Raw genomic sequence first — 25,427 nt, 5'->3', positions numbered from 1 at the left:
GGGCTGCTCCCCTCCCGTCTTGCGTGCACGTAGTCTGGATGGGTGTTCCAAATCCCGATCTTCAGCATCTGGTACCTCGACACCGTCGTGTACTTCGTGTTCGACCTCGGGTTCAGCATCCTGGGGCTGTTCGCGTTCTTCCACGCGCTGACCCAGCGGGTGGACGCCTATGCGGCGATCGAGCGCATGACCAAGCCCGCGTGGCTGGGCATCACCGGCGGCGGCACGGCGGCGTTGCTGCTGTTCGGCCCAGGCGGTGTCGGCTCGATCTTCTGGCTGGCCGGCCTCGTCGCGGTGCTCGTGTACATGGTGGACGTCCGCCCGAAGCTGATCGAGGTCCAGCGCGGCCCGCGTTGGTGATCACCCACTCGTACGGCTCCGGCTCGCCGGTGACGCTGGTCGCCCACGGGCTCGGCGCCACGCCCGGCGAGGCGCGGATCCCCGCTTCTGGGCTGCCCGGCACCCGTGTCGTGGTGACGTTGCCGTCCCACGGCGACGCGCCGGACGCGCCCGCGGGCTACTGGGACTACGGCCGGATCGCGGCCGATCTGGGGACCGTTCCCGCTGATCACGCCGTTGGCGTGTCGCTGGGTGCCGGTGCGCTGATGCGGCTGCTGTCGCTCGAACCTGATCGTTTTTCCCGTGTGGCCCTCCTGTTGCCGGCAGTGCTGGACCAGCGGCACGAGTCGTTCACGTTGCAGCAGCTTTCCGACCTGACCGTCGGGCCGCCCGCCTACGTTGCCGAGCGGCGGGCCGCGTTGCAGCGTCTTGAAGCCGCTGCCGAGCAGCTGCCTGGTCAGGTGGCTGTTCCTGATGCTTCCGTGCTGGCTGCTGTCTCGGCTCCGGTGCTGGTCATCGGGGCTGTCGGCGACCCGCTGCACCCCGAGGCCGTGGCCAAGGCGACCGCTGCCGCGTTCCCTCAGGGGGAGCTGTGGCTGATCGACTCGCCGTCGCCGATGATCACTCACCGGGCCGAGGTCCGGCGCCGGTTGGTCTCCTTCTTCGCCGGGTAGCCGAAATGCATGGCTGAACAGAAGAAGATCGCGTTCCTGGTGGCAGAAGAGGGCATCGAGCAGGTCGAGCTCACCGATCCGTGGGCCCACGTCGAGAAGGCGGGCGGCGTGCCGCGACTGCTCGCGCCGAAGCTCGGTGAAGTGCGCGGCTTCCACCACCTGACCCCCGCCGACGCGTTCCCCGTCGACACGACCTTCGCCGACGCCGATGCCGCCGACTACGACGGCGCGGTGATCCCGGGCGGCGTCGCCAACGCCGACTTCCTGCGCATGGACAACGACGCCGTCGAACTGATCCACGCCCTGGTCGCCGCGGGCAAGCCGATCGCCTCCATCTGCCACGGACCGTGGCTGCTGGTCGAGGCGAACGTGGTGCGCGGCAAGATGCTGACCTCGTTCCCGAGCCTGCAGACCGACATCCGCAACGCGGGCGGCGACTGGGCCGACCAGGAGGTCCGGGTGTGCGACATGAACGGGTGGACGCTCGTGACGTCCCGCAATCCCGACGACCTGCCGGCGTTCAACCGAGAGGCTCTGAAGGCCTTCGGCCTGTGATGCGGGATCTGCAGCTCCCGCATCGTTCCTAGAGGCGCGTCCCGGCGTAGTGCGCCATGGCGTCACGCGTCCACTCGGCCATGTTGCCGCCGCCCTCGACCTCGAAGTTGACCCGGAACTCGTCCGAGTCGACGTAGAGGTCGCCGAGGCCCTTGTAGGACTCCCGGTCGGGCGTCCAGCTCAGGCAGATCCAGCGGTAGTGGCGGTCGATCTGCTCCTGCGTCTCCGGAGCGTCGATCGCCGTGCCCGCCGTGTACAGGGCACCGAGCTTCTGCGCGATGTCCCGCCACTCGGCCATGAACTGGTCCGCGTCGGCACGCGTCCAGCCCTTCATCTTCTTGCGGCTCTCGGCGATGTGCTCCCGCGCACCCTCGCCGTACCGCTCGACGAGTTCGGCCTCGTGCCGTTCCTGCTTCTTCGCGTCGAAGCCGTCGAACAGCTCTTCCAACTTCACTTCGTCCCCTCCTTCCAGTTCTTCGATCGTGCGCGCGACGGTGTGGGCGAGCCGGTCCAGCCGTTGCTTCTCGTCCTGCAGCCACCGGTGGTGGTTGCGCAGGACGGTCAGCTGGTCCGTGCCGTCCAGCACCTTCGCCACCACGTCGAGGCCCAGGCCCAGGTCGCGCAGCAGCAGGATCTGCTGCAGGCGGTGCACCTGTTCCTTCTCGTAGTAGCGGTAACCGTTGTCGCCGATCCAGGCCGGCGGCAGCAGCCCGATCGAGTCGTAGTGCCGCAGCGTCCTGGACGTCACCTTCGACATCCGGGCCACCTGGGCGATCGACCAGGCCATTCCGGTTCCTCCTTCGCGCTCGCCACTGACGCTAGAGGTTGACGCAACGTCAAAGTCAACGCGACTTTTCACTGCACGCGGGGACCTTTCGTACTCTCATGCAGTACGGAAGGTCCCCGCGTGCGCAAGAAAGCCAGGGGGATGGGCTGGCAGGATGGGTGCGGTGTGGACCATCGCTGGATCGTTGGAACCCGTCCCCGTGCTCTCCCGCCTCGACCTGGTGCCGGAACCGGTCGCGCTCGCGCTGAAGACCCTGGACGGCGCTGACCGTGTCGCAGTGGCCGAGATCGACCCGACCCTCGCCGACACCGCCGAGTTCTGCGCGCACTACGGCTCACCGCTGGAAGCCTCGGCGAACTGCGTGGTCGTCGCGGGCAAGCGAGGCGAGGTGGTCCGTTTCGCGGCCTGCATGGTGCTGGCGACCATGCGTGCGGACGTGAACGGCGTCATCCGCAAGCGGCTCGACGCGCGCAAGGCGTCGTTCGCGCCGATGGACGAGGCCGTGGCCTTGACCGGCATGGAGTACGGCGGCATCACGCCCATCGGCGTGCCCGCGGACTGGCCGATCCTCGTGTCGCCCGAGGTGGCCGCCGCCCCCGAGCTGATCGTGGGCAGCGGCATCCGGGGCAGCAAGATCCTGATCCCCGGTGACGTGCTGATGAAGCTCACCGGGGCGGAGATCCTGCCGGACCTGGCGCGTTAGCAGCCGGACGCGCACAGCCGGGCGATCACCTTCGCCGGGTCGAGGTGCCACCTGATCACCCGCGGGTCCGGGCCGGACGACGTGAGGTCGCCGTCGGCGTCGAACAGCACGGCGTTGACGGGGCCGGTGTGCCCGGTCAGCGTCGCGACCTGCGCGCCGTCGGCGACCTGCCACAGCGTGATCAGGCTGTCGTTCGCGGCCGCCGCCACGGTCGTGCCGTCCGGGCTGGCGGTGACCGCTCCGATGGCACCCCGTCCGGTGACGAGGGTGCGTGGCCTGCCGTCGCGGCCCCACAGTGCGACCTCCCCGCCCGCGTCGCCCACCACCAGCAGGTCAGAGCCCGGTACTGCGGCGATCGACTTCACCGCGGGGCCGGTCTCCCTGACGACCTCGACCTGGTCGCCCGTCCACCGCAGCACCCTGCCGTCGGCTCCGCCCGAGACCACGACGTCGCCGAGCAACGCCACGGTGTTCACCGGGCCCGAGTGGCCTGCGGGCAGCGGACGGCCCGGTTCCGCGGAGCTCAGGTCCCACACCACGACCGCCGCGTCTGCGCCGCTGGTCACCGCGCGGTCGCCCGCCAGGACCAGGCTCTTGATCGCGCCGCGGTGCCCTTGCCACGTGTGCAGGAGCCGGCCGTCCGTGTGCCACGACGAGAGCACACCGCGCACGTCGGCGACCACGATCTCGGTGGCGGTCCGGAATGCCAGCGCCGTCACGTGCGCGGGGACGTCGATGCGGCCGATCTGCCTGCCCTCGCGGTTCCACAGCAGGACCATCCGGTCGCGCCCGCCGGTGGCCAGCACCGCACCGTCCGGGGAGAGCGCGATGCCGTCCGGCGGGCTCGTGTGCCCGGTCAGCGGCGGCAGCGGCAGGCTCCAGAGGCTCACGCTCTCGTCGCCGCCCGCCGCGAACCAGGCTCCGTCCGGGCTGAGCGCCGCCACGTAGAACGGATGCGTGCGGGTGATCAACCCGGTCAGCCACCCGCCGTCGGGCACCGTCCACCAGCGGATGCTGCCGTCGTCGCTGGTCGACACGAGCTTGGTGCCGGTCGCGTCGAACTGCACCGAGTGCACGCCGCCGACGTGCCTGCGCAGCCCGGACGTCTTGCCGGTCGCCAGCACCCGCAGCACCACCTGGTAGTCGTCTCCGCCCGATGCGAGCACACGGCCGTCCGGACTCAACGCCACGGTGCGGACGGCCGAGATGTGATCGGTGAACGTGCGCGGGACGCCGTTCTCCACCACCAACGTGCCCTTCTCGCCACCTGCGGCGAGCACGGATCCGTTCAGCGCCAACGCGTGGACCTCGCCCAGTTCGTGCAGGACGGTGCCGGTACGCGTCCAGTCCTGCGTGCGCCACAAGGAGATCAGGCCATCGGCTGTGGCGACTGCGGCGGTCGTTCCGTCCGCTGAGAGCACAAGAGCCCGTACCGCGGAGTCGAGGAAGATGGTGCGCAACGGCAGGCGCGTTCTGGTGTCCCACAAGATGATTCGCTGGTCGTCACCCGCGGAGAGCAGGGTCGTGCTGCCCGGCATGAACGCGAGGGCACGCACGGTTCCGTTGTGCTGCGCCAAAATCGCCGGCGCGGCGGCGGAGGAAGGCGACCGCAGCAGCACCGAGTGGTCTTCGCCTGCCGTAGCGAACAACGAGCTGTCCGCGTTGAACGCAACCGCGCGAACCGGTCCGCGATGATCCTTCAACACCGCCCGTGCGGGCTTGTAGGCCGCGGTGCTCAGCAGTGCTCCGCGCGCTTCCGCGGTCGCCGACGTGCGGTAGGCGTCCACGGCGAGTTGCGCGGCGGCGTCCGGCCACGACGCACTGAGGTCCTGTGCCTGCACCGCGATCTGACGTGACTCGGCGACCTGCTGTTCTCTCAGCGCCGCGTTGCCCTGCACGACGGCCACGGACATCACCACCAGGCACGCCACCGTCAGCACGGCCAGTGACTTCACCAGCGTGCGCAACCGGCGGGACTGCCGGTCCGCCGCCTGTCGGGAGGCGCTCTCCTCGTCCACCGCCGCCTGCAGGAACTCGCGTTCCAGTTCGTTGGACGACACCGGCCACTCGATCCGGCCCGCCAGCTCGCGCATCGCGGCGAGCCGGGCGCCCCGGTAGAGCTCGCCGGGATCGCGGCCGGCCGACTGCCAGGCCGCGGCGGCGGTGGTGAAGTCGCGGTGCAGCCGCAACGACTCCCGGTCGTCGTCGATCCACTGCCGCAACCGGGGCCACGCGCGCACCAGTGCTTCGTGTGCGAGCTCCACAACGCCGTCCGCGACGACGATCAGCCGTGCGTTCGCGAGGACGTTCACGACGTGCGCGGTGTCGGCCGGTCGGCCCGCCGCCATCACCTCGTCGAGCGGGGCCCGGCGGCGCAGGTCGTTCACGTCGTCGTGGGTCTGCACGAGCCTGAGCAGCACCGCGCGTGCCACGGCCTGCCCGCGCGGGGACAACTCGGCGTAGGTGCTCTCGGCCGTGGCGGCGACGGCACCGGTGACCCCGCCGCTCGCCCGGTACCCATCGAGGGTCAGCCGGCCCCGTTCGCGTCTTCGCCACGTCTCCAGCAGCGCGTGCGACAGCAACGGCAGCGCGCCCGACTGCCCGCGCACGTCGGCCATCACGGCCGCGAGCATGTCCGGTTGCACCTTCAGCCCGGCGCGCTCGGCCGGTAGTTCTACGGCGGCCCGCAGTTCGTCGTCGGTCATCGGGCCGACCAGCACCTGGGCGTCGCGCAACGCGGCCACCAGCGCGGGCACCGCGGCGCAGTGGCCGAGGAAGTCGGCCCGCACGGCGAGCAGCACCCGGTTGCCGCCGTCGAACAGCGACGCGACGAACGCCTCCTGGTCGACCGCGCTGTCGAAGTGGGTGAACAGCTCCTCGAACTGGTCGACCACCACGAGGTCGGCCTGGCCGCCGCGCCAGGTCGTCGGTGTCGCGGTGAGGACGGTCCAGTCGGTCAGCGCCGGCAGCACCCCGGCGTGGATCAACGAGGACTTGCCCGATCCGGACGGACCGAACACGCCGACGACGCGCTGGCTCCGGATTCGACCGGCGATGTCGGCGGCGAGGCCGTCCCGCCCGAAGAACCGGTCCGCGTCCTCGATCCCGAACGCCGTCAGCCCGAGGTAGGGCGTCGAGTCGTGCTCTCCCGCGGCGGCTTGACGCCAGCGCTGCTCCCAGTGGGCCACATCGCCTTCGCACGCCTGGACGTACGCGAGCGCCACCGCCAGCGACGGCAGCTGTTCTCCCGCGGCGGCCTGCGACAGCGCCGTGGCGGAGTAATGAGCGCGCAGGGCGAGCGTCCGGTAGTTCGGCGAGCCTGCCTTCTCCCGCAGTTGCCGCAGCTCCCACGCGAACCGCTGGACCGGGCCTTCCTCGGGATCGATCGGCCGCTCTCGTCTGCCCACGCGGACTCCAGTTGATCTGAGTTGATTGATCAGCGCCCGCGTCACTGCCTGATCAACCCGGCCCGCTCTAGACCTGAAGCCGCAACGACTTCGGGCTGAGCAGGAGCGATGATGACCAGACGCTGGCGCACAGCACTTCTAGTGGCGTTGACGGGTGCGCTGAGTGCGGCGTTGCCCGCCCAGGCACAAGAGGCGGCAGACGACCTAATCCACAGCCGCCCAACGGGTGCGTTCGCATTGACGCCCGATTGGAGTCTGGAGTCCTCCGCGGCGCAGTTGCAGACCGCGGTCGGCACCACGACGTCGGTCGCCGCACTGCTGCGCGACGCCAACCGGGACATCGCCTCCTGCAACAGCGCGCAGCAGCAGGCGCTCCCGGAGAACTACGACCGGACGGACTACCCGCTGACGTCCGGGCAGATCCTGCACAGCAGCGAGAAGTTCTGCTGGGACCCCGGCGACAGCAAGGTCGACTACTGGATCCCCCAGGGCGTCACCGGTTCGTCGGACGCGGACGACGACGGTCTGTGGGGCGAGAACCGCATCCTGCTCGTCAGCTGGCACTACAAGGCGTCCGGTCCGGACAAGGGCGTGCGGATCTCGTTCGTCGACATGAAGAACCGCAAGTACCGGCACGTGCTGCTGGTCGAGCCGACCGCGAACGCGAACTACAAGGCGGTGCCGATCCACGCCGGCGGGCTCGCCTGGCTCGGCCACTACCTCTACGTGGCCGACACCTCCGGCGGCCTGCGCGTGTTCGACGTCGAACGTCTCCTCGAGGTGTCCGACGCGCAGGACAGCATCGGCAAGAGCGGCAGCAACTACTACGCCTACAACTACAAGTACGTGCTGCCGCAGGTCGGCTGGTACCGGCAGCCGGTGCAGACGGAGTGCGAGACGCCGAGTGCCGTCCAGCTGTGCTTCTCGTCGTTGTCGCTGGACCGCAGTTCCACGCCGGACACGCTCGTCGTCGGCGAGTACCGCAACGAACGCAGCACCGACGCCGCCGTCGACGGTGGCCGGGTGGTCCGCTACCGCGTCGACGCCTCGTCCCGGCAGCTCACGCTGACCAGCGGCAAGGCCGTGCCGCAGGACGTGGTGACCGTGCCGCGCAGCAACCTCCAGGGCGTCCAGACCTGGAAGGACACCTACTACCTCGGCCGCAGCTCGAACCGCAGGCACAGCTGGATGCACTTCGGCTCCCTCGGCGGAACCACGAGCACCAACAGCTGGGCCATCGGCGGAGAGGACCTCTACCACGAGCACGGCCCGGGGATCACCGCCGGAAAGCTCTGGACGGTCTCCGAGCACGCCTGGACCGAGGACCGCAGCACGTTCATCGACCGGCGAGCGATCTTCGCCGTGCCGCTCAGCCAGATCGGCTGAGCCCACTCGACTTCCGCCTCCTCCGAGGCGGGAAACCCTGACGAACTGGAGGAAATCTCTATGCGCAAGCTCGTGCTCGCAGTCTCCATGGCCTTTCTGGCCGTGATGGGCTCCCTGATGCCCGCGACCGCCTCGGCGGAGGCCACGTCGGTGCAGGCGGTGTCCGAGATCGGCGTGGCGGCCGACGGCGTCGAGTTCGCCGTCGCCGGCACGCTGCCGCCCCGCTCGCAGCTGACGTGCCACTCCTACACGGCCGTCGAGATCTGCTACGAGAAGGGCGGCGACCACTGGTGGGTGCAGGACCAGGACTCCGACGGCGCGTCCGCCGGTGTGTACTGGGAGAACATCCGCAACGGCTCGCTGTACCGCAACGGCACCTGCATCACCAGCCTCGGCAAGGGCAACTGGGGTCAGTGCAACAAGGACTACTACGAGGACAGCGTGCTGAACGGCTTCCCCTGCACCTGGAACCGCGGCGCCGGCGGCGACATCATCTGCTCGTCTTCGGGCTACCGCTACCAGTGACGTCTAGGACTGGTACTTCTGCAGTAGTGCGATCGCCTCGTCCACGTCGTCGGTGACGAGGATCCACTGCTCGGCCTCCCGGCCCGCCGCGAGCTTCATCACCAGCGGCGCGGCCGGGATCTCGTCCGTCCAGAACGCCCTGCCCAGGAAGATCATGGGCGCGGCAGGGCCGACGCTGCCGTAGTAGTTCTGCGTGAAGTCCTGGAAGACCTCCTGGACCGTGCCCGCCTTGCCCGGCGTGTAGACGATGCCGCCGGTCGCGACGGTCAGCAGGCCCTCCTCACGCACCGAGTTCGCGAAGTACTTCGCGTGCAGCTCGCAGGCCGGGTTGGGCGGCTCGTGGCCGTAGAACCAGGTGGGGATGCCGATCGTGCGAGGGGTCTCGAAGCTCGGGATCTCCGGGAACGCCGCCAGCCACCGGCCGATCGACTCGTCGTCGTGGCCGAACGTCGGGGCCTGCGCGATGGTGTCGAGGACGTCGGCGTTGACCTCGCCGAGCCGCACACCCAGTGGCACGGCCTCCATCGCGCCCGGTCCGCCGCCCGTCAGGACGGTGAAGCCCGCGTTGCCGAGTGCGGCGCCCAGTGCGACGGCGCTGCGGTAGCCGTCCGAGCCGCGGGCCAGGGCGTGGCCGCCCATGACCGCGACCGGCGAGCCCGTCAGCGTCTCGTCGAGCGCCTCGGTGATCGAGTGGTCGTGCAGGCGTTCGGCCAGCGCGTGCAACGGGTCCGGGTGGTGGCCCTGCTGCCTGCTGTGCCGGTAGATCTCCGCGTCCGGGGTGTCCGCGTACGACTTGGGGTCGGCCGGGTCGAACCCGGCGAACAGCTCCTTCGGCGTGTACAGGGCCGACCGGTACACCTCGTAGGGCAGGTCGGGGATGACCGGGAAGATCAGCGCTCCCGCGGCCTCCGCCCTGCGCTGCATGCTCTCGCTGAGGGTGCAGCCGAGCAGCAGCGCACCGTCTAACGGCACCCGCACGTCCTCGCGAGTGAGGTCCAGCCCGATGATGACGGCTTTGCGCAGGTCAGGGGCTGCCCGCAGCTGGTCGAGGTCGGTGATTTCGATCCGCACGGGAAAAAGCCTATGCCCAGGGCGAACCAACGTGGCCTGGAATCCGAATGAGTTTGTGGGAACTGAGGTCCGCTCGCCATCCCGACGAGCGGCCGCGGGCCGCGCTGCCCAGGAAAGGGTTCCCGTTTTGGCTGCTGAACTGCTGACCGGATGCGCCGCGAGAGGCGCGCGAGTGGTCGACCCCCACCGAGTCGAGTACCTGGACTGCGGCGGGTACGGAGTCCCTCTGCTCGGCCACGCCCACCCGGCCGTGGTGCAGGCGGTGGTCGGCCAGGTGCGCCGGCCGTCGCTGCTGGACCGCCTGATGCTCGACCTGGTCACCCCCAACGGGCTCGACCACATCCACACCTTCCCGTCGGCCTCCGAGGCAGCCCAGTTCGCCGTTGCCCTCGCACAGGCGAACGGCCGCCCACGCGTGCTGACCACCGGCGACGTCCCGTACGGCGGCATCGACGCGTTGCGCGCCACCCTGGCCTCCGGACCGTCGGCCTGCGTGCTCCTCGAACCGGTCCGCGGCGCCTCGCTCCCGCCGACCGGCTACCTGAGCGCCGTGGCCGAGGTGTGCCGCGAGTCCGGTGCCCTGCTGGTCGTGGACGAGACGCGCTCGGGCCTGGGCCGCCTCGGCGTGTGGTGGGGCGTCGACCTCGACGGCGTGACGCCGGACATCCTGCTGGTCGGCGAGGGCCTGTCCGGCGGTGTGCTCCCGATCGCGGCCGTGGTCGCCACGGCCGCGGTCGAGGTGCCACTGCTGCGCGGCTCGGAAGCCGTGTCACCGCTGGCGTCGGCCGCGGTGAACGCGTGCCTGCGGGTCACGGCCGCTGAGGGGCTGGTGGAGCGCGCCAAGCTGCTCGGCGACGAGTTGTTGTACGGGTTGCGGGCTGTCGTCTCTGGCAAGGCGCATGCGACCGGGCGCGGCCTGCTGCTCGGCGTGGAACTGCCGGACAAGCAGGCCGCCGACGTGTTCACCGGCGAGTTGCTGCGCAGGCGCGTGCTGGCGGACTTCCGCGGCCTCACGGTCAGCTTCACCCCGCCCGCCGTGATGTCGGCGGAGGACGCGGGATGGATGATCGAGGCGGTGGGGATGGCGGCCAACAAGATCTGACAGTTCGCTGGGCCTGCCAGGGCTAGCTATGCCGGGGCGCCGTGTAGGCGCCCCGGCGCTCGCTTGGGCAACACCCTGCCTGTACTGCCTACTCGTTCAAAACACAGCGCGGGTGTCTTCTAGAAGATCACCGTCTGGTTGCCGTGCACCAGCACGCGGTCTTCCAGGTGCCACCGCAACCCGCGCGCCAGCACGACCTTCTCGATGTCCCGCCCCTTGCGCACCATGTCCGCCACCGAGTCCCCGTGGTGCACTCGCATCACGTCCTGCTCGATGATCGGCCCGGCGTCCAGGTCCGCCGTCACGTAGTGGCAGGTGGCGCCCACGAGCTTCACACCGCGCCGGTGCGCCTGGTGGTAGGGGCGCGCGCCGATGAACGACGGCAGGAAGCTGTGGTGGATGTTGATCGTGCGGCCGGTCCAGGCCGCGCAGATCTCGGGCGGCAGGATCTGCATGAAGCGGGCCAGCACCACGGCGTGCGGGTCGTGCTTCTCCACGAGCTGACGGAGTTCGGCGAACGCCGCCTGCTTGCCCATGGGGTCGTTCGACGGGAACGGCACGTGGTGGAACGGGATGCCGTGCGCGCGCGTGATGTCGCCGAGCTCCGGGTGGTTGCCGATGACGGCGGACACCTCGACGTCGAGCTCGCCGGTCGCGACGCGCGCCAGCAGGTCGTAGAGGCAGTGGCCTTCCTTCGACACGAGAATGACCACGCGCTTGCGGGAGCCCGTGTCGGTGACCGTCCACGTCGACTGCGCGCCCAGGGCGGCGGCCACCTCGGTGAACCGGGTGCGCAGCTCGTCCACGCCGAACGGCAGGGAGTCCGCGCGGACCTCCTGGCGCGTGAAGAACCAGCCCGTCTCCGGGTCCGTGTGGTAGGCGGCCTCGACGATCCAGCCGCCGTGCTCCGCGAGGAACGACGAGATCCTCGCGATGATGCCGGTGCGGTCGGGGCAGCCGAAGGTGATCACATAGCGGCGTTCAGGCGATGACACGCCGCAGAAGTATTCACGGCCTGGGCAGACCCGCCAACAGCGACTCGTCTCCGGTCACGATCGCGTGGCTCGGACGGCCCCACAGCGCGCGGTACACCGCGTCGGCCGTACCCGCGAGGGTGACGTCGGCGTCCACTGCCGAGTCCAGCACCCCGGTCACGACCAGCGGCTCACCGGGCGCGAGCCAGACCTCCCACGTGCGGCCCGCGTCGGCGGCGTGCACGAGCACCCGGCCGGTCGCCTCGATCACCCTGCCCAGCACCAGCTGGCGGGGCATCATGATCGTGAGCATCTCGTCGATGCCGTCCGCGGCGAACTCCGAGTCGAAGACCAGCGACGGCAGCTCGTGACCGGTCGCGAGCTCCGCGTCCAGGCGGTGGATCGACGTCTCGTGCGCCTGCCTGCGCGCCCAGAACCCCGCGTGCGAGGGGCCCTGGAACGTCCACGCCGGACGGTCGCCGGGAGTGTCGCGCAGGCGCGTGACGAGGGTCGACAGACCGTTGTCCCACCAGGCAAGCGCCTCGTCCCAGTCCTGCGGGGCCTTGGGCCACTCCGGCCGGCCCGCCTCGGGATCGGTGACGACGGCCTGCGCGGCCCACGTGTGGACCTCGGCCATGTGCCGCACCAGTTTCCGCACCGTCCACTCAGGACAGGTGGGCACCGGGGCGTCCGGACCGGCTTTCACAGCGGCCGAACGCAACAACGAAGCCTGGGTCTCGATCTGCGCGACGAAGTCCACGCGATCCACCTTAGTGCTGTGACCGCCGACCTCCACCGCGTATTTCGGCGCTCAGCAGGGCACCTCGCGGTGCCGACCCCGCGCCCCCGTACAACCAGTACGAGGACGCGGGGTCGGCACCGCGATGCACCCGTCTGACCGTCGAAATACGGGGCGAAGGCCAGCGGTCACAGCACTAGGGTGCGACGGCCGCCCATTCGAGCGTGATTTCGCCGAGCCGCCACCGCCGCCGGTCGTCCAGCACGGGCCAGCCCCGCTCGGCCAGCAGCCGAGCCGACTCCACCCACCGCGCCCGAGGCCCGAACGGGGCGAACGGCGCGGCGGTGGCCCAGCAGGCGTCCAGCTCGGCCAGCAGCGCGTGCACGCGCTCACCGGGCACGTTCTTGTGGATCAACGCCTTGGGCAGCCGTTCGGCCAGGTCGGAGGGCACGTCGATGCCGGACGGCTTGCAGGCCAGCGTGAACCGCAACGGCCCGTCCGCCGACAGCGTCACCCACGTGCACCGGCGGCCGATCTCGTCGCAGGTGCCCTCGACGATCAACCCGCCGGGAGCCATGCGGCCGAGCATCGTGTCCCACGCCTCGAACGCCTGCTCCTCGGTGTACTGGCGCAGCACGTTGAAGGCGCGCAACAACACCGGCCGCGCACCGGCCAGCTCGAAGCCGCCGCGCCGGAAGTCCAGGAACGGTGGTGAGGCGACTGCCTTGCCCGCCTCGACCCGGTCCGCGTCGATCTCCAGCCCGAGCACGCGCACGTCCGGCCGCACCGAACGCAGCCGGGACGCCATCTCCACGGTCGTGATCGGTGTCGCGCCGTAGCCGAGGTCGACCACGAGCGGATCGGCCGCGCCGGCGAGAAAACCGGACAGCGTGCCGGTCATCCACCGGTCGACCCGGCGCAGGCGGTTCGGGTTGGTCGTGCCGCGGGTCGGAACGCCGAGCGCGCGGGCCCTGCCGGCCGCTAGCCGCGGTTTGCGAGCCATTGGGAGGTGAACTCGCTCTCCTTGTCGAGCAGCACCGCGACCTGCTCCGCGATCAGCTTCTCGATCTTGCCGCCGACGAAAGGGATGCTGACCTTGACCTCCCCCGAGAGGGTGAGCTTCGTGCCCGATCCGTTGTCCAGGACGGTGAACGAGCCGTCGAGCCGGCCGGGCACGCCGCCCACCGCCACCTCGACCGTGCCCGCGCCGGCGGCCCAGGTCTCCGTGCGCTGGATCACCAGGTCGCCACCGAGCACCGCCTTGACCGCCGACGGCACGTGCTCCGCGGGCACACCCTGCTTGAGCTGGTACGACGTCCGCTCATCGGTGCTGGAGAACGTCATGAGCTCGGCACCGGGGCCACCGATGGCCGCCAGCCGGTCGCGCAGATAGGTCTCGTCGACCATCGCGCCGTAGACCTTCTCCGCCGAATGGGGTGACGTGGTGTGGTGCTCGATGCGGCGTGCCATGTCGCGGAGGCTACCGTTGACGTCTGTGACCACCACGCAGTCCGTACCTCTGGCCGAGCGCACCACGCTCCGACTCGGTGGCCCGGCCGCGCGGTTCGTCCACGCCACGACCGCCGCTGAGCTGGTCGAAGCCGTGCGAACAGCCGACGCGGCCGCCGACGAGAAGGTCCTCGTGCTCGGTGGCGGCTCCAACCTCGTGATCTCCGACGGCGGCTTCGACGGCACGGTCGTGCACGTCGCCACCAAGGGCTTCCGGCTCGACCCGCTGGGCGGCGGCATCGTCCAGTTCACCGTCGAGGCCGGCGAGGAGTGGGACGCGGTCGTCGCCGAGGCGGTCGCGCAGGGCCTCGGCGGGCTCGAGTGCCTGTCGGGCATCCCCGGCCTCAACGGCGCCACGCCCGTGCAGAACGTCGGCGCGTACGGCGTCGAGATCTCCCAGGTGCTGCAGTCGGTGGATCTGCTGGACCGCCGCAGCGGCAAGGTGCACCAGGTGCCCGCAGCCAAGCTGGGCCTCGACTACCGCACCAGCGTGCTCAAGGGCACGGACAACGCGGTCGTGCTGCGCACCAGGTTCTCGCTGACGTCCGGGGGCATGTCCGCGCCGATCCGCTACGGCGAGCTGGCGCGCGTTCTCGGTGTGGCGCAAGGTGATCGCGTACCGGCCGACGAGGCGCGCAAGGCCGTGCTCGAACTGCGGCGCGGCAAGGGCATGGTGCTCGACGCCACCGACCACGACACGTGGAGCGCGGGCTCGTTCTTCACCAACCCGATCATCGACGACTCGACGTTCAACGGCGTGCTGATCCGCATCGCCGAACGCCTCGGCGCCGACGTCGACGTGCCGAGCTACCCGGCCGGCCACGGCCAGAAGAAGCTCTCGGCCGCGTGGCTGATCGAACGCGCCGGGTTCCGCAAGGGCCACCAGGGTCCCGGCGGCCGGGTGTCGTTGTCCGGCAAGCACACGCTGGCCCTGACCAACCGCGGCGGCGCCTCGACCGAGGACCTGCTCGACCTGGCGCGCGAGGTGCGCGACGGCGTGCGGGCGGCGTTCGGCGTGGAACTGCACCCGGAACCGGTCTTCGTAGGCGTTCAGTTGTAAGTCCGTCGGTTGTAAGTCCGTCTGGGTGACTCCGTGTGACGAACCGCTACTTCCCGTGTTTCATTGAGGTAGGACCGCTGGAACGGGGGTCGCCGTGAGCTACCTCGACGAGAACGCGCGTGAGGTCATCAGGCCGGTCAAGCGCATGGTGGAGGACGAGTTCCTGTCCCGGCCGGGCGTGATCGGTGTCGACATCGGCGAGAAGGTCACCCGCGGCCGCCCGACGGGCAAGGCCGCGATCGTCGTCTACGTGTGTGCCAAGGGACCTGACCACCCGCAGCAGATCCCGGCGGAGGTTCGCGGAGTACTGACTGATGTGGTCGCCGAGTCGATCGTGCTGCACCGCGCCAGGATCAGCAGGGCCGCCGGCGAGCAACCCGTTGCGGCGGAACGGCATCCGGTGCTGCGCGGAGGGATCGGCGTCGGCCCGGCCAGGTCGTTCAGGGTCGTGCCGCCCGAGGTCGAGCGGGCCGGCGAGTACGTGATCGCGGGCACGCTCGGGGCGTTCGTGATCACCCGGGGCGAGCCCCGCAAGGTGTTGGGGCTCACCACTTTCCACGTCGGGTGTGTCGACGACTCGTGGTCGGTGGGCGACGAGTTCGTGCATCCGTCCAGAGTGGACGGCGGGGTGCCCGGCGCGGACCAGGTCGCCGTGCTGGACAGGGCCGCGCTCGCGGGGGCGGTCTCCGCGGCGGGGCTGCGGATGGGCGCCAGGCCGTTCCGCGCGGAGGTGCTCGACGTCGGCGCGATCATGGGCAGCGCCACGGCCAGGATCGGCTCGACCGTGCGCAAACGCGGCCGCACCACCGAACTCACCTACGGCGTGATCGAGTCGACGGACTCGACGCTGCGGCTCGACTTCGGCGACGGGATCGGCTTCCGGACCCTGCGCGACCAGATCCGCGTGCACTCGTCCGAACGCTTCGGCGACCACGGGGACAGCGGCGCCGTGCTGGTCGACGCGGACAACTTCGTCGTCGGCCTGTACGTCGCCGGATCGGGCTCGACGGGATTCGCGAACCCCATCGAGCCCGTACTGCGTCAGCTGGACGTGGACCTGCTCACTCCCGGTGTGCCCGAGTCGCGGAGGCCTGGGCCCGCGGCTTGAGCACGATGGTGTCCAGGTTCACGTGCGAGGGCCGGGTGACGGCGAACGCGATCACGTCCGCCACGTCGTCCGCGACCAGCGGCGTGATGCCCTGGTAGACCTTGGCCGCGCGCTCGGTGTCGCCGGCGAACCGGTTCGCCGAGAAGTCCGTCTCGACCATGCCCGGCTGGATCTCGGTGATCCGCACCGGCTGGCCCAGCAGCTCGCCCCGCAGCGTGCGGTGCAGCGCCGACTGGGCGTGCTTGGCGCTCGTGTACCCGGAGCCGTTGTCGTAGGCCTCGTACGCCGCGATGGACGTCACGGACACGATGTGCCCGTCCCCGGACTCGATCAGCTTCGGGATGAACGCCTTGGTCACCAGCAGGGTGCCCAGGACGTTCGCCTCCCACATCCAGCGCCACTCGTCCGCGACGCCCTCGGCGACGGTCGAGAGCCCGCGCGCGCCACCCGCGTTGTTCACGAGGACGTTCGCCTGGGGTACCCGGTCCGCGAAGGCGGCGACGGAGGCCTCGTCGGTGACGTCCAGCTCGATGGCCGTCCCGTCGATCTCCTTCGCGATAACGTGGAGAAGTTCCAGGCGACGTGCGCCGAGCACGACGTGGAAGCCCTCGGCGGCGAGCCGCCGCGCGGTGGCCTCGCCGATGCCCGCGCTTGCTCCGGTCACAACTGCGACAGGTCGATTCACGACTTCGATCGTAGGTGGAGAACGGGGTGTGACTGACATCACTCACACCCTGATGGGGTTCTGGACGTCCACCATGGTGGGAGGTCGAAACCGTGAAGAGAACACTTGTCGCGCTGGTCGCCGGACTGACGCTGCTGACCGGCTGCTCGAGTGTCGAGGCGGGCACACCCAAGGCTGACAGCTCGCTGCCGTCCGCCAAGGTGACCCTGTCCCCGGTCGACGGAACCAAGGACGTGCAGGTCACGACCCCGGTCCAGGTCACAGTGGTGGACGGCAAGATCGAGTCCGTGGCGCTGAAGTCACCGGAGGGCGCCGCCGTCAAGGGCACCCTCACCGAGGACAAGTCGGGCTGGACGACGGCCGAGCCGCTGGGCTACGGCAAGACGTACAGCTTCGAGGGCAAGGCCGTCGGCTCCGACGGCAAGCCCGTCGAGCTCAAGGGCTCGTTCACCACCGTCGCGCCCGGTTCGCAGACCCGCGCGACGCTCTGGCCCTCCGACAACCAGACGGTCGGCGTCGCCGCGCCGATCATGGTCAAGTTCGAGGCGCCGGTCGAGGACAAGGCCACCGTCGAGAAGGCCCTCAAGGTCACCAACTCGGCGAACGTCCAGGGCTCGTGGGCCTGGCTCAGCGCCCAGGAGGTGCACTACCGGCCCCAGCAGTACTGGCCCGCGAACACCACGGTGAAGGTCGAGGCCAAGCTCTACGGCGTCAACTACGGCGGCGGCGCGTTCGGCAAGGCCGACGTGACCAGCGACTTCACCATCGGCCGCAACCAGGTCGTGAAGATCGACAACCCGACGCACCGGCTCAAGGTGTTCCGGGACGGAGCGCAGGTCGCGGACTACCCGGCGTCGTTCGGCAAGGACGCCGACCCCGAGCTCACGACGCCGAACGGCACGTTCGTGGTCATGTCGAAGAACGACACGTTCTCGTTCGACAACCCGCGCTACGGCTACACCAACGTCGTGAAGAAGTGGGCCGTCCGGTTCTCGAACCACGGCGAGTTCATCCACGAGAACAACGACAACGCGGCCAACATCGGCAACAACAACACCTCGCACGGCTGCGCGAACCTGCTGGAAGCCGACGCGAAGGCGTACTACGACTCGGCGCTGGTCGGTGACCCGGTCGAGGTGACCGGCTCGATCACGACGCTGCCCGCCCAGTTCGACTGGTACGACTGGCAGCTCTCGTGGGACCAGTGGAAGGGCAAGTCCGCCATCAAGTAGGACCGGCGGGAATGCGTCCCCCGACCAGGTCGTTCGTACTTGTGTGCATCTGACACACGTGACGGCGGCCGGCGGGGGACGACTGGCCGTACGTGAATCAGGTCCGGCCGGCGCGCCGCCCGTGGTGCTGATCCACGGCTGGGCGCAGACGGGTGCGGTCTGGGACCTGCCCGACTTCCACACCTACGCCGTCGACCTGCGAGGACACGGCGAATCCGACGACTTCGGCGACTACCGCGACTCCTCTCAGTGGGCCGCGGACCTGAAGGCCGTGCTCGACCACACTGGGCCCGCGACCGTCGTCGGGTGGTCCTACGGCGGGCTCGTCATCGCCGACCACCTCCGCTTCCACGGCACCGCGGGCATCACCGCGCTGGTGTTCGTGAGCGCGATCACCGAGATCGGCCGCGGTCGCCCAGGAGGCGAGACCGGGCCGGTGATGCGGGACGCGCTGCCCGGTGCGCTCACCGACGACGTCGTGATGGCGAAGTTCTGCGAGGCCATGGCACCTTCCCTGTCCTCGGGGACGGTCGCCGAACTCACAGCCGCCGCCCTCTCCGTCAGCCATAAAGTGCGAGGCGAGCTGTTCCGCAGGGATGTGGGCAGCGCTGACGTGCTGAAGGCCGTCGACGTGCCGACCCTGGTCGTGCACGGGACTCAAGACGAGGTGGTCGCCCCTGCCGCCGCCGAGTACTCCGCCGCCCTGATCCCCGGAGCCGAGTTGAGCCTGTACCCCGAGACCGCGCACGCGCCCTTCCTGGAGCGGCCCGCGCGGTTCGCCGCCGATCTCCTGCGAGTCGCCCGATGAGGCGCATAGCGGTGCTCTCAGTGCACACCTCGCCGCTCGAACAGCCGGGGACGGGTGATGCGGGCGGGATGAACGTCTACATCGTGCAGACGGCCACCCGGATGGCCCAGCGCGGTGTCGAGGTGGAGATCTTCACCCGTGCCACGTCCTCCGAACTGCCGCCGGTGGTCGAGCTGGCGCCGGGTGTGCGCGTCCGCAACGTCGCCGCCGGTCCGTTCGAGGGGCTCGGCAAGGAGGAGCTGCCGAGTCAGCTCTGCGCGTTCTCCGCGGGCGTCCTGCGGGCGGAGGCACGGCACGAGCCCGGCTACTACGACGCGATCCACTCCCACTACTGGCTGTCCGGGCAGGTCGGCTGGATCGCCCGCGAACGCTGGGGTGTGCCGTTGGTGCACACCGCCCACACGCTGGCCAAGGTGAAGAACCTGGCGCTGGCCGAGGGCGACACGCCGGAGCCCAAGATGCGGGTGATCGGCGAGGACCAGGTCGTCGCCGAGTCGGACCGGCTCGTGGCGAACACCGACATCGAGGCCGGCGAACTGATCAAGCTCTACGACGCGGAGCCGTCCAAGGTGGCCGTCGTGCCGCCCGGTGTGGACCTCGACCGCTTCACGCCGGGGGACCAGAGCGCGTCGCGGCAGAGGCTCGGCATCCCGCAGGACGCGATCGTGCTGGCGTTCGTCGGCAGGATCCAGCCGCTGAAGGCCCCTGACGTGCTGATCCGGGCCGCCGCCGAGATGCTCGTGCGCGATCCCGGGCTGCGGTCGAAGCTCGTCGTGCTGATCGTCGGCGGGCCGTCGGGCAGCGGCACCGAACGGCCGAAGGCGTTGGAGGAGCTGGCCGCTCAGCTGCAGATCACGGACGTCGTGCGGTTCCTGCCGCCGCAGCCGGGTCCGGCGCTGGCGGAGGTCTACCGGGCAGCGGACCTGGTCGCGGTGCCGAGCTACAACGAGTCGTTCGGCCTCGTGGCCCTGGAGGCCCAGGCCTGCGGGACGCCCGTGGTCGCGGCGGCCGTCGGCGGGTTGCCGGTGGCGGTCAACGACGGCGTGTCCGGGGTGCTCGTGCACGGGCACGAGGCCGGTGAGTGGGCCTCCGCGATCAACGGGGTCGCGTTGCCGCAGCGGGAGCACCTGGCGAGCAACGCCGTGGGGCATGCGCGACGCTTCTCGTGGGACCGCACGACTGATGCCCTGCTGGCGGGGTATCAAGAGGCGGGAGAAGTGTTCCGCCGGGAGGTTTTCGCTTGAGCATCGATGGCGTCATCAAGGCTTTTCTGGACGAGCGGGAGCTGAAGTACGACCGGAAGGAGCCCGGCAAGTTCTTCGTGACGCTGCCGGGCACCAAGAAGCTGCAGACCAACCTGTGGCTGGTCGAGACGAAGCACGCGCTGGTGGTCGAGGCCTTCGTGTGCCGGCGGCCGGACCAGTCGTTCGAGGACGTGTACAGGTTCCTGCTGCGGCGCAACGCACGGCTGTACGGCGTGCACTACACGATCGACGCCGAGGGTGACATCTACCTGGTCGGACGGGTCGGCAAGCACGCCGTGACGCCTGATGAGCTGGACCGGGTGCTCGGGCAGGTGCTGGAGGCGGCGGACGGCGACTTCAACCCGTTGCTCGAGATCGGGTTCGCCGACGCGATCCGGCGGGAGTGGGCGTGGAGGGTGTCGCGCGGCGAGTCGCTGGCGAACCTGCAGGCGTTCGAACATCTCGTTTCGGAGTAGCGGGCAACTCGTTTCGGCTTCCCCGGCAACCCCCTGCCCTGCCCGGCCCGTCCGATGGGCATGCGCAGACCAGGGGTTTGGGTGGGAATCGCGTTGCTGGCCCTTGTTGCCACGGGGTGCGGTAGCAGCAGCAACATGAGTGGGACGTCGGCGAAGGACGCCGCCGCGCCACCGCAGGCGGCGCAGCAGAACAAGGCGCCGCAGCAGGAGAACAACGCCGCCGCGCAGGGCGTGCAGCCGGTGCAGCAGCAGGAACGTCAGCTGGTGCGCACGGCGAACGTCGACCTGCGCAGTGACGACGTGTTGAAGGCGATCGGCCAGGTCAAGGACCGTGCCGCGGCCGTGGGCGGGTTCGCGGGCGAGGAGAACTCGACCAAGAGCTCCGGGTCCGTGACCGTGCGGGTGCCGTCGGCTGAGCTGGACAAGGTCGTGCGGGATCTCACGAGTGTGGGCGAGGTCACCCGCAGCGAGGTGCGCAGCGACGACGTCACCGACCAGCTCGTGGACGTCGAAGCGCGGATCGCGACGCAGAAGGCCAGCGTCGAGCGGCTGCGCGTGCTGTTCGAGCGGGCCGGGTCGACGTCCGAGGTCGCGCAGGTCGAGCAGGAGCTGACCAAGCGGCAGGCCGATCTGGAGTCGATGCAGCGGCGCAGCGCGTCGTTGAAGGGCCAGGTCGCGATGGCGACGCTGACCGTCCGGGTCGCGACGGTGCCGATCGCGGCGCCCGAGCCGGAGAAGGTCGGGTTCTTCGGCGCTCTGGCCGGCGGCTGGAACGCGCTGGTCTCCGTCGTGGGTGTGATCTTGATCGGTGTCGGCGCGATGTTGCCGTTCCTGGTGGCACTCGGAGTGCCCGCCGCGCTGGTGGTGTACCTGCTGCGCAAGCGCAGGCGTGTCACCCGAATGAACGAAGCGGCGTGATCAAGTTCTACTGAGAGTGTGCCTTTGTTATGCGCGGAACGGCTCGGGAGAGAGGGGGAGTCGCATCGAGCCGTCCCGCGTCAAAGGTCCCCGCTGCTGTGGATCCGTGGACGGGGGGAGCCTGCGGATCCCAAGCGGGCCACGCGATTCGACGGGGGATGACGAACCGCGCTCGGTGCCTCGCGCTCGTCGAGTAAGCGTGGGAGCCGACTCGCGGAGGCGGTATCAACTTCTCAGATACATCCTTGCGATCACAAGTGCTTGTATTACTCCATTCGAGTGTATTTAGCCGCGCGAAGTAACGTATCTGTAGCGATCGAGCAGTCCTTGACCAGCCCAGTGGCCTGGATCACGATGAGCCAACAGGCTGGGTGTACAGCGCTGTACAGCGAGTGAATGAGGTCGCCGCATGGTCTTTCGCAGTCCGTACCCCGATGTCGAGATCCCCGATGTGTCGCTGCACCAGCTGTTGTTCGGCGACATCGCCGACCGGGTGGACCGGGTTGCGCTGATCGACGGCATGTCCGGCGCCACGATGACCTACGGACAGTTGGCCGGGGCCATCGACCGCATGGCCGCCGCACTGGCCGCGCGAGGTATTGGCAAAGGTGATGTCGTCGGCATCCTCAGCCCGAACACGCCGTACTACGCCGTCGTGTTCCACGGCATCCTGCGCGCGGGCGCCACGGCCACCACGATCAACGCGCTCTACACGCCCGACGAGGTTGCGCACCAGCTGCACGACGCGGGCGCGAAGATGCTGTTCACGGTCTCGGTGCTGCTCCCGAACGCCGCTCCCGGCGCCGCGAAGGCCGGCGTGACCGACGTCGTCGTCCTGGACGGCGCAGAGGGCTACCCGTCGCTGCCGGAGCTGCTGGCGAACTCGCACCCGGTGCCCGAGGTGACGATCAACCCGTCCGAGGACCTCGCGGTGCTGCCGTACTCGTCCGGCACGACCGCGCTGCCCAAGGGCGTGATGCTGACGCACCGCAACCTGGTCGCGAACCTCGTGCAGTGCGGCCCGATCCTGTCCGACGTGGGCGAGAACACCCGGATCCTCGCCGTGCTGCCGTTCTTCCACATCTACGGCATGCAGGTCCTGATGAACAACGGCCTGTACATCGGCGGTGTCGTCGTGACACTGCCGAAGTTCGAACTGCCGGAGTTCCTCCGCGTGATCGCCGAGCACAAGACCGACCGCGTGTACATCGCGCCACCGGTGGCCGTGGCGCTCGCGAAGCACCCGATCGTCGACAACTACGACCTGTCGCCGTTGCACACGCTGTTCTCCGGCGCGGCCCCGCTGGACGAGGACCTCGCCGCCGCGGTCCGCAAGCGCATCGGCTGCCGAGTCGTCCAGGGCTACGGCATGACGGAGATGTCGCCCGTCAGCCACGCCATCCCGGACGGCCGCGACGACATCTCGGTCGGCACGGTCGGCGTGATCATCCCGAACCTCGAGTGCCGCCTGGTCGACCCGGCCACCGGCGAGGACGTCGGCGTGGGCGAGCGCGGCGAGCTGTGGTGCAAGGGCCCGAACATCATGAAGGGCTACCTCAACAACCCCGAGGCCACCGCCGCCACCATCGACGACGACGGCTGGCTGCACACCGGCGACGTGGCCGTGATCGACGCGGACGGCATCGTCTCGATCGTCGACCGCGTCAAGGAGCTCATCAAGTACAAGGGCTACCAGGTCCCGCCGGCCGAGCTCGAGGCCGTGCTGCTCACGCACGAGGAGATCGCCGACGCGGCGGTCATCGGCGTGCGCGACGCGGACGGCGAGGAGGTCCCGAAGGCGTTCGTGGTGCGCCAGGCGGGGTCGTCGATCGAGGGCGACGCCGTGATGGCGTTCGTGGCCTCGCACGTGGCGCCGCACAAGAAGGTGCGCCAGGTGGAGTTCATCGAGGCGATCCCGAAGTCGGCCGCGGGCAAGATCCTGCGCAAGGACCTCAGGGCCCGCGAACAGGCCTGATCAGCGCGGCGCGGCGGCTCCCAGGGGTCGTCGCGCCGCGTTTCCGCTTCAGCCGGAATAGACTGCTCGGCCATTTCCGCTGCAGCCGGAATTGCTCCGAGCTTTTTGAAGAAGAGGCGCGAGCAGCAGGTTGTCGAGAAGCTGCGGAGCTTTCGCGACGACGAGGATGCGCGTGCCGCACTCGCTCATGCCGCGCTCCTCCCTTGTCAGCTGTCCAGCAGTGTCGCCTGCAGGGTGGTCGTCAGCCAAGCCTGGTAGCGGTCGGCCGGCCAGCCCAGGACCTGGTGCACGTGCGGTGACAACATCGTCACCAGCACGTCCGCCACCTCTGCGGCGTCGAGCTCCGCCCGCACCTCCCCGGTGGCCACCAGCGCCTCCGCCAGCGCCAGGCAGTTGGCGCGCATCGCGTGCTCACCCTCGTCCGAGATCCGTCGCATGTCCGCGTCGGCACCGGACGACTCGATCCCGGCCATGATCAACGCACCCGCGCGCTCCTGCGCCACCCCGTTGCGCCCCACCATCTCGGCGATCAGCTCACGGGCGGACGGCGCAGCGAGCACGCCGGCGAACTCCGGCCGGTCCCGCATCGCGACCGGTTCCTCGTCGCCCGCGATGGCCACGTTCAGGGCGTCCTGGAAGATCTCGACCTTGTTCCGGTAGTGCGTGTAGACGGTCCGCTCGGACACGCCCGCCTCGGCCGCGATCCTCCTGATCGACGTCGCCACGAACCCGTCCCGCACGAACAGCCGATGGCCCGCCTCGCGCACCAGCAGGCGCGTCTGGGCCGCCGCCTGCTCCCGCAGCGGTGAGCTGTACGAACGCTTGACTTCCTCATTCATCGAGCGCAGCCTATCTGTATTCGTTGCATCAAGTCTGCACTCAAATGGAGGAACCCGCGATGGCGCAGCTCAGAGGTATCAGAGGCGTGAAGATCCCGGTGACCGACCTCGCCAGGAGCATCGACTGGTACGGCCGGGTCTTCGGCTTCCGGGTCGAGTGGGAGTTCGAGGACGCGGACGGGGTCGTGCGGGGTGTCGCGGGCTCGGTGAGCGACGGGGCGGCCGGCCTGAGCCTGCGGCTGAACCCCGAGAAGGCACGGGCCATCGCGGGGTTCGACCCGGTCAACTGGGCCGTGGAGACCAGACAGGACCTCGAGGACTGGATCGCGCTCCTCGACGAGCTGCAGATCCCGCACTCGCCGGAGATCGAGGCGAGCATCGGCTGGCTGCTGGTCTTCAACGACCCCGACGGGCTGGAGATCCACGTCTACACCGACGAGTCCCATGGCGTGGATCACGGTGACCTGCCCGGGTACGGAAGGAGGGTCGGCATGGCAGGCTAGCCGCCATGTCTGTCGGAACTTTGATCCTGCTCCGCCACGGCGAGAGCACGTGGAACGCGGAGAACCTCTTCACCGGCTGGGTGGACGTTCCCCTGTCGGAGAAGGGTGAGAAGGAGGCCCGCCGCGGTGGCCAGCTGCTGCGCGACGCGGGTGTCCTGCCGGAGATCCTGCACACGAGCCTGATGCGCCGCGCGATCATGACCGCGAACCTCGCGCTCGACGCCGCCGACCGGCACTGGATCCCGGTCAAGCGCGACTGGCGCCTCAACGAGCGCCACTACGGCGCGTTGCAGGGCAAGAACAAGAAGCAGACGCTGGAGGAGTTCGGCGAGGAGCAGTTCATGCTCTGGCGCCGCTCCTACGACACGCCCCCGCCGCCCATCGAGCCCGGCAGCGAGTTCAGCCAGGACACCGACCCGCGCTACGCGGGCCTCGGCCCCGACCTGCCGCTGACCGAGTGCCTGCTCGACGTGGTGAAGCGCATGCTCCCGTACTGGGACGAGGCGATCGTGCCGGACCTGCGCACCGGCAAGACGGTCCTCGTGGCCGCGCACGGCAACTCGCTGCGCGCCCTCGTGAAGCACCTCGACGGCATCTCGGACGAGGCCATCGCGGGGCTCAACATCCCGACCGGCATCCCGCTGCGCTACGACCTCGACGAGGACCTGAAGCCGATCAAGCCGGGCGGCGAGTACCTCGACCCGGACGCCGCCAAGGACGCCATCGCGGCGGTGGCGAACCAGGGTCGCTGACCACATTTCGAGAAAGGCGCATCCGGTCTCCGGGTGCGCCTTTTCCGACGAACTCG

General features: G+C 69.7%; 27 protein-coding genes. 17 read left to right on the top strand and 10 right to left on the bottom strand.

Going from position 1 to position 25,427, the window contains the following annotated elements:
• The first annotated feature begins 66 nt into the window (after positions 1 to 66).
• From ACSHWB_RS11640 to ACSHWB_RS11630, 3 genes are read left to right on the top strand one after another with little or no spacing between them, the layout of a single operon-like run.
• Positions 67 to 360, top strand: a complete 294-nt coding sequence (locus tag ACSHWB_RS11640) for a DUF2516 family protein (RefSeq protein WP_439664572.1) — start codon at positions 67 to 69, stop codon at positions 358 to 360.
• Positions 357 to 1,013: an alpha/beta fold hydrolase gene (locus ACSHWB_RS11635; RefSeq protein WP_439662055.1), complete on the top strand. Its 657-nt coding sequence runs from the start codon at positions 357 to 359 to the stop codon at positions 1,011 to 1,013. The genes ACSHWB_RS11640 and ACSHWB_RS11635 overlap by 4 nt, the downstream gene beginning before the upstream one ends.
• A gap of 9 nt (positions 1,014 to 1,022) precedes the next feature.
• Complete coding sequence (locus ACSHWB_RS11630; protein WP_439662054.1) at positions 1,023 to 1,568, top strand: DJ-1/PfpI/YhbO family deglycase/protease; 546 nt, start codon at positions 1,023 to 1,025, stop codon at positions 1,566 to 1,568.
• Between the two features lie 28 nt (positions 1,569 to 1,596).
• On the opposite strand, the gene ACSHWB_RS11625 is transcribed toward ACSHWB_RS11630, so the two are convergent.
• Entirely contained in the window at positions 1,597 to 2,355 is a 759-nt protein-coding gene (locus tag ACSHWB_RS11625) for a MerR family transcriptional regulator (RefSeq protein ID WP_439662053.1), read from the bottom strand.
• Between the two features lie 154 nt (positions 2,356 to 2,509).
• Between ACSHWB_RS11625 and ACSHWB_RS11620 the strand changes: the two genes are divergently transcribed.
• Complete coding sequence (locus tag ACSHWB_RS11620; protein WP_439662052.1) at positions 2,510 to 3,058, top strand: YbaK/EbsC family protein; 549 nt, start codon at positions 2,510 to 2,512, stop codon at positions 3,056 to 3,058.
• Here the strand turns inward: ACSHWB_RS11620 and ACSHWB_RS11615 are convergent.
• The gene (locus ACSHWB_RS11615; RefSeq protein ID WP_439662051.1) at positions 3,055 to 6,465 is read right to left on the bottom strand and encodes an nSTAND1 domain-containing NTPase; all 3,411 of its coding nucleotides are present in this window, start codon (positions 6,463 to 6,465) and stop codon (positions 3,055 to 3,057) included. The genes ACSHWB_RS11620 and ACSHWB_RS11615 overlap by 4 nt on opposite strands.
• 237 nt (positions 6,466 to 6,702) lie before the next feature.
• Between ACSHWB_RS11615 and ACSHWB_RS11610 the strand changes: the two genes are divergently transcribed.
• Both ACSHWB_RS11610 and ACSHWB_RS11605 read left to right on the top strand, forming a co-directional pair.
• Positions 6,703 to 7,851: a hypothetical protein gene (locus tag ACSHWB_RS11610; RefSeq protein ID WP_439662050.1), complete on the top strand. Its 1,149-nt coding sequence runs from the start codon at positions 6,703 to 6,705 to the stop codon at positions 7,849 to 7,851.
• A gap of 60 nt (positions 7,852 to 7,911) precedes the next feature.
• Complete coding sequence (locus tag ACSHWB_RS11605) at positions 7,912 to 8,376, top strand: hypothetical protein (protein WP_439662049.1); 465 nt, start codon at positions 7,912 to 7,914, stop codon at positions 8,374 to 8,376.
• A 3-nt stretch (positions 8,377 to 8,379) separates the two neighbouring features.
• Here ACSHWB_RS11605 and ACSHWB_RS11600 read toward each other — a convergent pair whose 3' ends face one another.
• Positions 8,380 to 9,447, bottom strand: coding sequence for an LOG family protein (locus tag ACSHWB_RS11600; protein WP_439662048.1), 1,068 nt, complete (start codon positions 9,445 to 9,447; stop codon positions 8,380 to 8,382).
• A 127-nt stretch (positions 9,448 to 9,574) separates the two neighbouring features.
• Between ACSHWB_RS11600 and ACSHWB_RS11595 the strand changes: the two genes are divergently transcribed.
• Positions 9,575 to 10,549, top strand: a complete 975-nt coding sequence (locus ACSHWB_RS11595; RefSeq protein WP_439662047.1) for an aminotransferase class III-fold pyridoxal phosphate-dependent enzyme — start codon at positions 9,575 to 9,577, stop codon at positions 10,547 to 10,549.
• A gap of 119 nt (positions 10,550 to 10,668) precedes the next feature.
• Here the strand turns inward: ACSHWB_RS11595 and purU are convergent, their stop codons facing one another.
• The 4 genes from purU to ACSHWB_RS11575 form a co-directional block, all read right to left on the bottom strand.
• Positions 10,669 to 11,544: a formyltetrahydrofolate deformylase gene (purU, locus tag ACSHWB_RS11590; protein WP_439662046.1), complete on the bottom strand. Its 876-nt coding sequence runs from the start codon at positions 11,542 to 11,544 to the stop codon at positions 10,669 to 10,671.
• Positions 11,545 to 11,557: 13 nt separating this feature from the next.
• The gene (locus ACSHWB_RS11585) at positions 11,558 to 12,283 is read right to left on the bottom strand and encodes a maleylpyruvate isomerase family mycothiol-dependent enzyme (RefSeq protein ID WP_439662045.1); all 726 of its coding nucleotides are present in this window, start codon (positions 12,281 to 12,283) and stop codon (positions 11,558 to 11,560) included.
• Positions 12,284 to 12,458: 175 nt separating this feature from the next.
• A complete protein-coding gene (locus ACSHWB_RS11580; protein ID WP_439662044.1) occupies positions 12,459 to 13,265 on the bottom strand; it encodes a class I SAM-dependent methyltransferase in 807 nt (268 codons plus the stop codon).
• Entirely contained in the window at positions 13,244 to 13,732 is a 489-nt protein-coding gene (locus ACSHWB_RS11575; RefSeq protein WP_439662043.1) for a DUF2505 domain-containing protein, read from the bottom strand. The genes ACSHWB_RS11580 and ACSHWB_RS11575 overlap by 22 nt, the downstream gene beginning before the upstream one ends.
• On the opposite strand from ACSHWB_RS11575, the gene ACSHWB_RS11570 reads away from it, so the two are divergent.
• Together ACSHWB_RS11570 and ACSHWB_RS11565 are read left to right on the top strand one after the other, a co-directional pair.
• On the top strand, positions 13,731 to 14,831 hold the full coding sequence (locus tag ACSHWB_RS11570; protein WP_439662042.1) for a UDP-N-acetylmuramate dehydrogenase: 1,101 nt from the start codon (positions 13,731 to 13,733) through the stop codon (positions 14,829 to 14,831). The genes ACSHWB_RS11575 and ACSHWB_RS11570 overlap by 2 nt on opposite strands.
• A gap of 94 nt (positions 14,832 to 14,925) precedes the next feature.
• On the top strand, positions 14,926 to 15,939 hold the full coding sequence (locus ACSHWB_RS11565) for a hypothetical protein (protein WP_439662041.1): 1,014 nt from the start codon (positions 14,926 to 14,928) through the stop codon (positions 15,937 to 15,939).
• On the opposite strand, the gene ACSHWB_RS11560 is transcribed toward ACSHWB_RS11565, so the two are convergent.
• The gene (locus tag ACSHWB_RS11560; protein WP_439662040.1) at positions 15,893 to 16,624 is read right to left on the bottom strand and encodes an SDR family oxidoreductase; all 732 of its coding nucleotides are present in this window, start codon (positions 16,622 to 16,624) and stop codon (positions 15,893 to 15,895) included. The two genes, ACSHWB_RS11565 and ACSHWB_RS11560, sit on opposite strands and share 47 nt — an antisense overlap.
• Positions 16,625 to 16,716: 92 nt before the next feature.
• Here ACSHWB_RS11560 and ACSHWB_RS11555 point away from each other — a divergent pair, with 92 nt between their 5' ends.
• The 6 genes from ACSHWB_RS11555 to ACSHWB_RS11530 all read left to right on the top strand — a co-directional run bounded on the left by ACSHWB_RS11555 (position 16,717) and on the right by ACSHWB_RS11530 (position 23,277).
• Positions 16,717 to 17,856 carry a L,D-transpeptidase gene (locus tag ACSHWB_RS11555; RefSeq protein WP_439662039.1) on the top strand — a complete coding sequence of 380 codons (1,140 nt, stop codon included), beginning with the start codon at positions 16,717 to 16,719 and terminating at the stop codon, positions 17,854 to 17,856.
• 43 nt (positions 17,857 to 17,899) lie between these two features.
• Complete coding sequence (locus tag ACSHWB_RS11550; RefSeq protein ID WP_439662038.1) at positions 17,900 to 18,664, top strand: alpha/beta fold hydrolase; 765 nt, start codon at positions 17,900 to 17,902, stop codon at positions 18,662 to 18,664.
• Positions 18,661 to 19,908 (top strand): D-inositol-3-phosphate glycosyltransferase, encoded by a 1,248-nt coding sequence (gene mshA / locus ACSHWB_RS11545; protein WP_439662037.1) that lies wholly within the window; start codon positions 18,661 to 18,663, stop codon positions 19,906 to 19,908. The genes ACSHWB_RS11550 and mshA overlap by 4 nt, the downstream gene beginning before the upstream one ends.
• Positions 19,905 to 20,384 carry a YbjN domain-containing protein gene (locus ACSHWB_RS11540; protein ID WP_439662036.1) on the top strand — a complete coding sequence of 160 codons (480 nt, stop codon included), beginning with the start codon at positions 19,905 to 19,907 and terminating at the stop codon, positions 20,382 to 20,384. The genes mshA and ACSHWB_RS11540 overlap by 4 nt, the downstream gene beginning before the upstream one ends.
• 135 nt (positions 20,385 to 20,519) lie before the next feature.
• Positions 20,520 to 21,302 carry a DUF4349 domain-containing protein gene (locus ACSHWB_RS11535; RefSeq protein ID WP_439662035.1) on the top strand — a complete coding sequence of 261 codons (783 nt, stop codon included), beginning with the start codon at positions 20,520 to 20,522 and terminating at the stop codon, positions 21,300 to 21,302.
• A 409-nt stretch (positions 21,303 to 21,711) separates the two neighbouring features.
• Complete coding sequence (locus ACSHWB_RS11530) at positions 21,712 to 23,277, top strand: 4-coumarate--CoA ligase family protein (RefSeq protein ID WP_439662034.1); 1,566 nt, start codon at positions 21,712 to 21,714, stop codon at positions 23,275 to 23,277.
• A 48-nt stretch (positions 23,278 to 23,325) separates the two neighbouring features.
• Here the strand turns inward: ACSHWB_RS11530 and ACSHWB_RS11525 are convergent, their stop codons facing one another.
• On the bottom strand, positions 23,326 to 23,466 hold the full coding sequence (locus tag ACSHWB_RS11525; protein WP_439662033.1) for a hypothetical protein: 141 nt from the start codon (positions 23,464 to 23,466) through the stop codon (positions 23,326 to 23,328).
• A 17-nt stretch (positions 23,467 to 23,483) separates the two neighbouring features.
• Positions 23,484 to 24,116 carry a TetR/AcrR family transcriptional regulator gene (locus ACSHWB_RS11520; protein WP_439662032.1) on the bottom strand — a complete coding sequence of 211 codons (633 nt, stop codon included), beginning with the start codon at positions 24,114 to 24,116 and terminating at the stop codon, positions 23,484 to 23,486.
• 59 nt (positions 24,117 to 24,175) lie between these two features.
• Between ACSHWB_RS11520 and ACSHWB_RS11515 the strand changes: the two genes are divergently transcribed.
• Both ACSHWB_RS11515 and ACSHWB_RS11510 read left to right on the top strand, forming a co-directional pair.
• Entirely contained in the window at positions 24,176 to 24,619 is a 444-nt protein-coding gene (locus ACSHWB_RS11515) for a VOC family protein (RefSeq protein WP_439662031.1), read from the top strand.
• 5 nt (positions 24,620 to 24,624) lie between these two features.
• On the top strand, positions 24,625 to 25,371 hold the full coding sequence (locus ACSHWB_RS11510; RefSeq protein WP_439662030.1) for a phosphoglyceromutase: 747 nt from the start codon (positions 24,625 to 24,627) through the stop codon (positions 25,369 to 25,371).
• The last annotated feature ends 56 nt before the right edge of the window (positions 25,372 to 25,427 follow it).

The organism is Lentzea sp. HUAS TT2 (assembly GCF_051853195.1).
Taxonomy (GTDB): domain Bacteria; phylum Actinomycetota; class Actinomycetes; order Mycobacteriales; family Pseudonocardiaceae; genus Lentzea.
This window is presented reverse-complemented; position numbering and strand designations above follow the sequence as displayed.

Coding starts and splice junctions, on each gene's coding strand:
- ACSHWB_RS11575 (WP_439662043.1), bottom strand. CDS start 13,732: ATGGCACGCCGCATCGAGCACCACACCACGTCACCCCATTCGGCGGAG.
- ACSHWB_RS11535 (WP_439662035.1), top strand. CDS start 20,520: ATGAGTGGGACGTCGGCGAAGGACGCCGCCGCGCCACCGCAGGCGGCG.
- ACSHWB_RS11525 (WP_439662033.1), bottom strand. CDS start 23,466: ATGAGCGAGTGCGGCACGCGCATCCTCGTCGTCGCGAAAGCTCCGCAG.
- ACSHWB_RS11570 (WP_439662042.1), top strand. CDS start 13,731: ATGTCGCGGAGGCTACCGTTGACGTCTGTGACCACCACGCAGTCCGTA.
- ACSHWB_RS11630 (WP_439662054.1), top strand. CDS start 1,023: ATGGCTGAACAGAAGAAGATCGCGTTCCTGGTGGCAGAAGAGGGCATC.
- ACSHWB_RS11625 (WP_439662053.1), bottom strand. CDS start 2,355: ATGGCCTGGTCGATCGCCCAGGTGGCCCGGATGTCGAAGGTGACGTCC.
- ACSHWB_RS11530 (WP_439662034.1), top strand. CDS start 21,712: ATGGTCTTTCGCAGTCCGTACCCCGATGTCGAGATCCCCGATGTGTCG.
- ACSHWB_RS11605 (WP_439662049.1), top strand. CDS start 7,912: ATGCGCAAGCTCGTGCTCGCAGTCTCCATGGCCTTTCTGGCCGTGATG.
- ACSHWB_RS11580 (WP_439662044.1), bottom strand. CDS start 13,265: ATGGCTCGCAAACCGCGGCTAGCGGCCGGCAGGGCCCGCGCGCTCGGC.
- ACSHWB_RS11620 (WP_439662052.1), top strand. CDS start 2,510: ATGGGTGCGGTGTGGACCATCGCTGGATCGTTGGAACCCGTCCCCGTG.
- ACSHWB_RS11520 (WP_439662032.1), bottom strand. CDS start 24,116: ATGAATGAGGAAGTCAAGCGTTCGTACAGCTCACCGCTGCGGGAGCAG.
- ACSHWB_RS11515 (WP_439662031.1), top strand. CDS start 24,176: ATGGCGCAGCTCAGAGGTATCAGAGGCGTGAAGATCCCGGTGACCGAC.
- mshA (WP_439662037.1), top strand. CDS start 18,661: ATGAGGCGCATAGCGGTGCTCTCAGTGCACACCTCGCCGCTCGAACAG.
- ACSHWB_RS11510 (WP_439662030.1), top strand. CDS start 24,625: ATGTCTGTCGGAACTTTGATCCTGCTCCGCCACGGCGAGAGCACGTGG.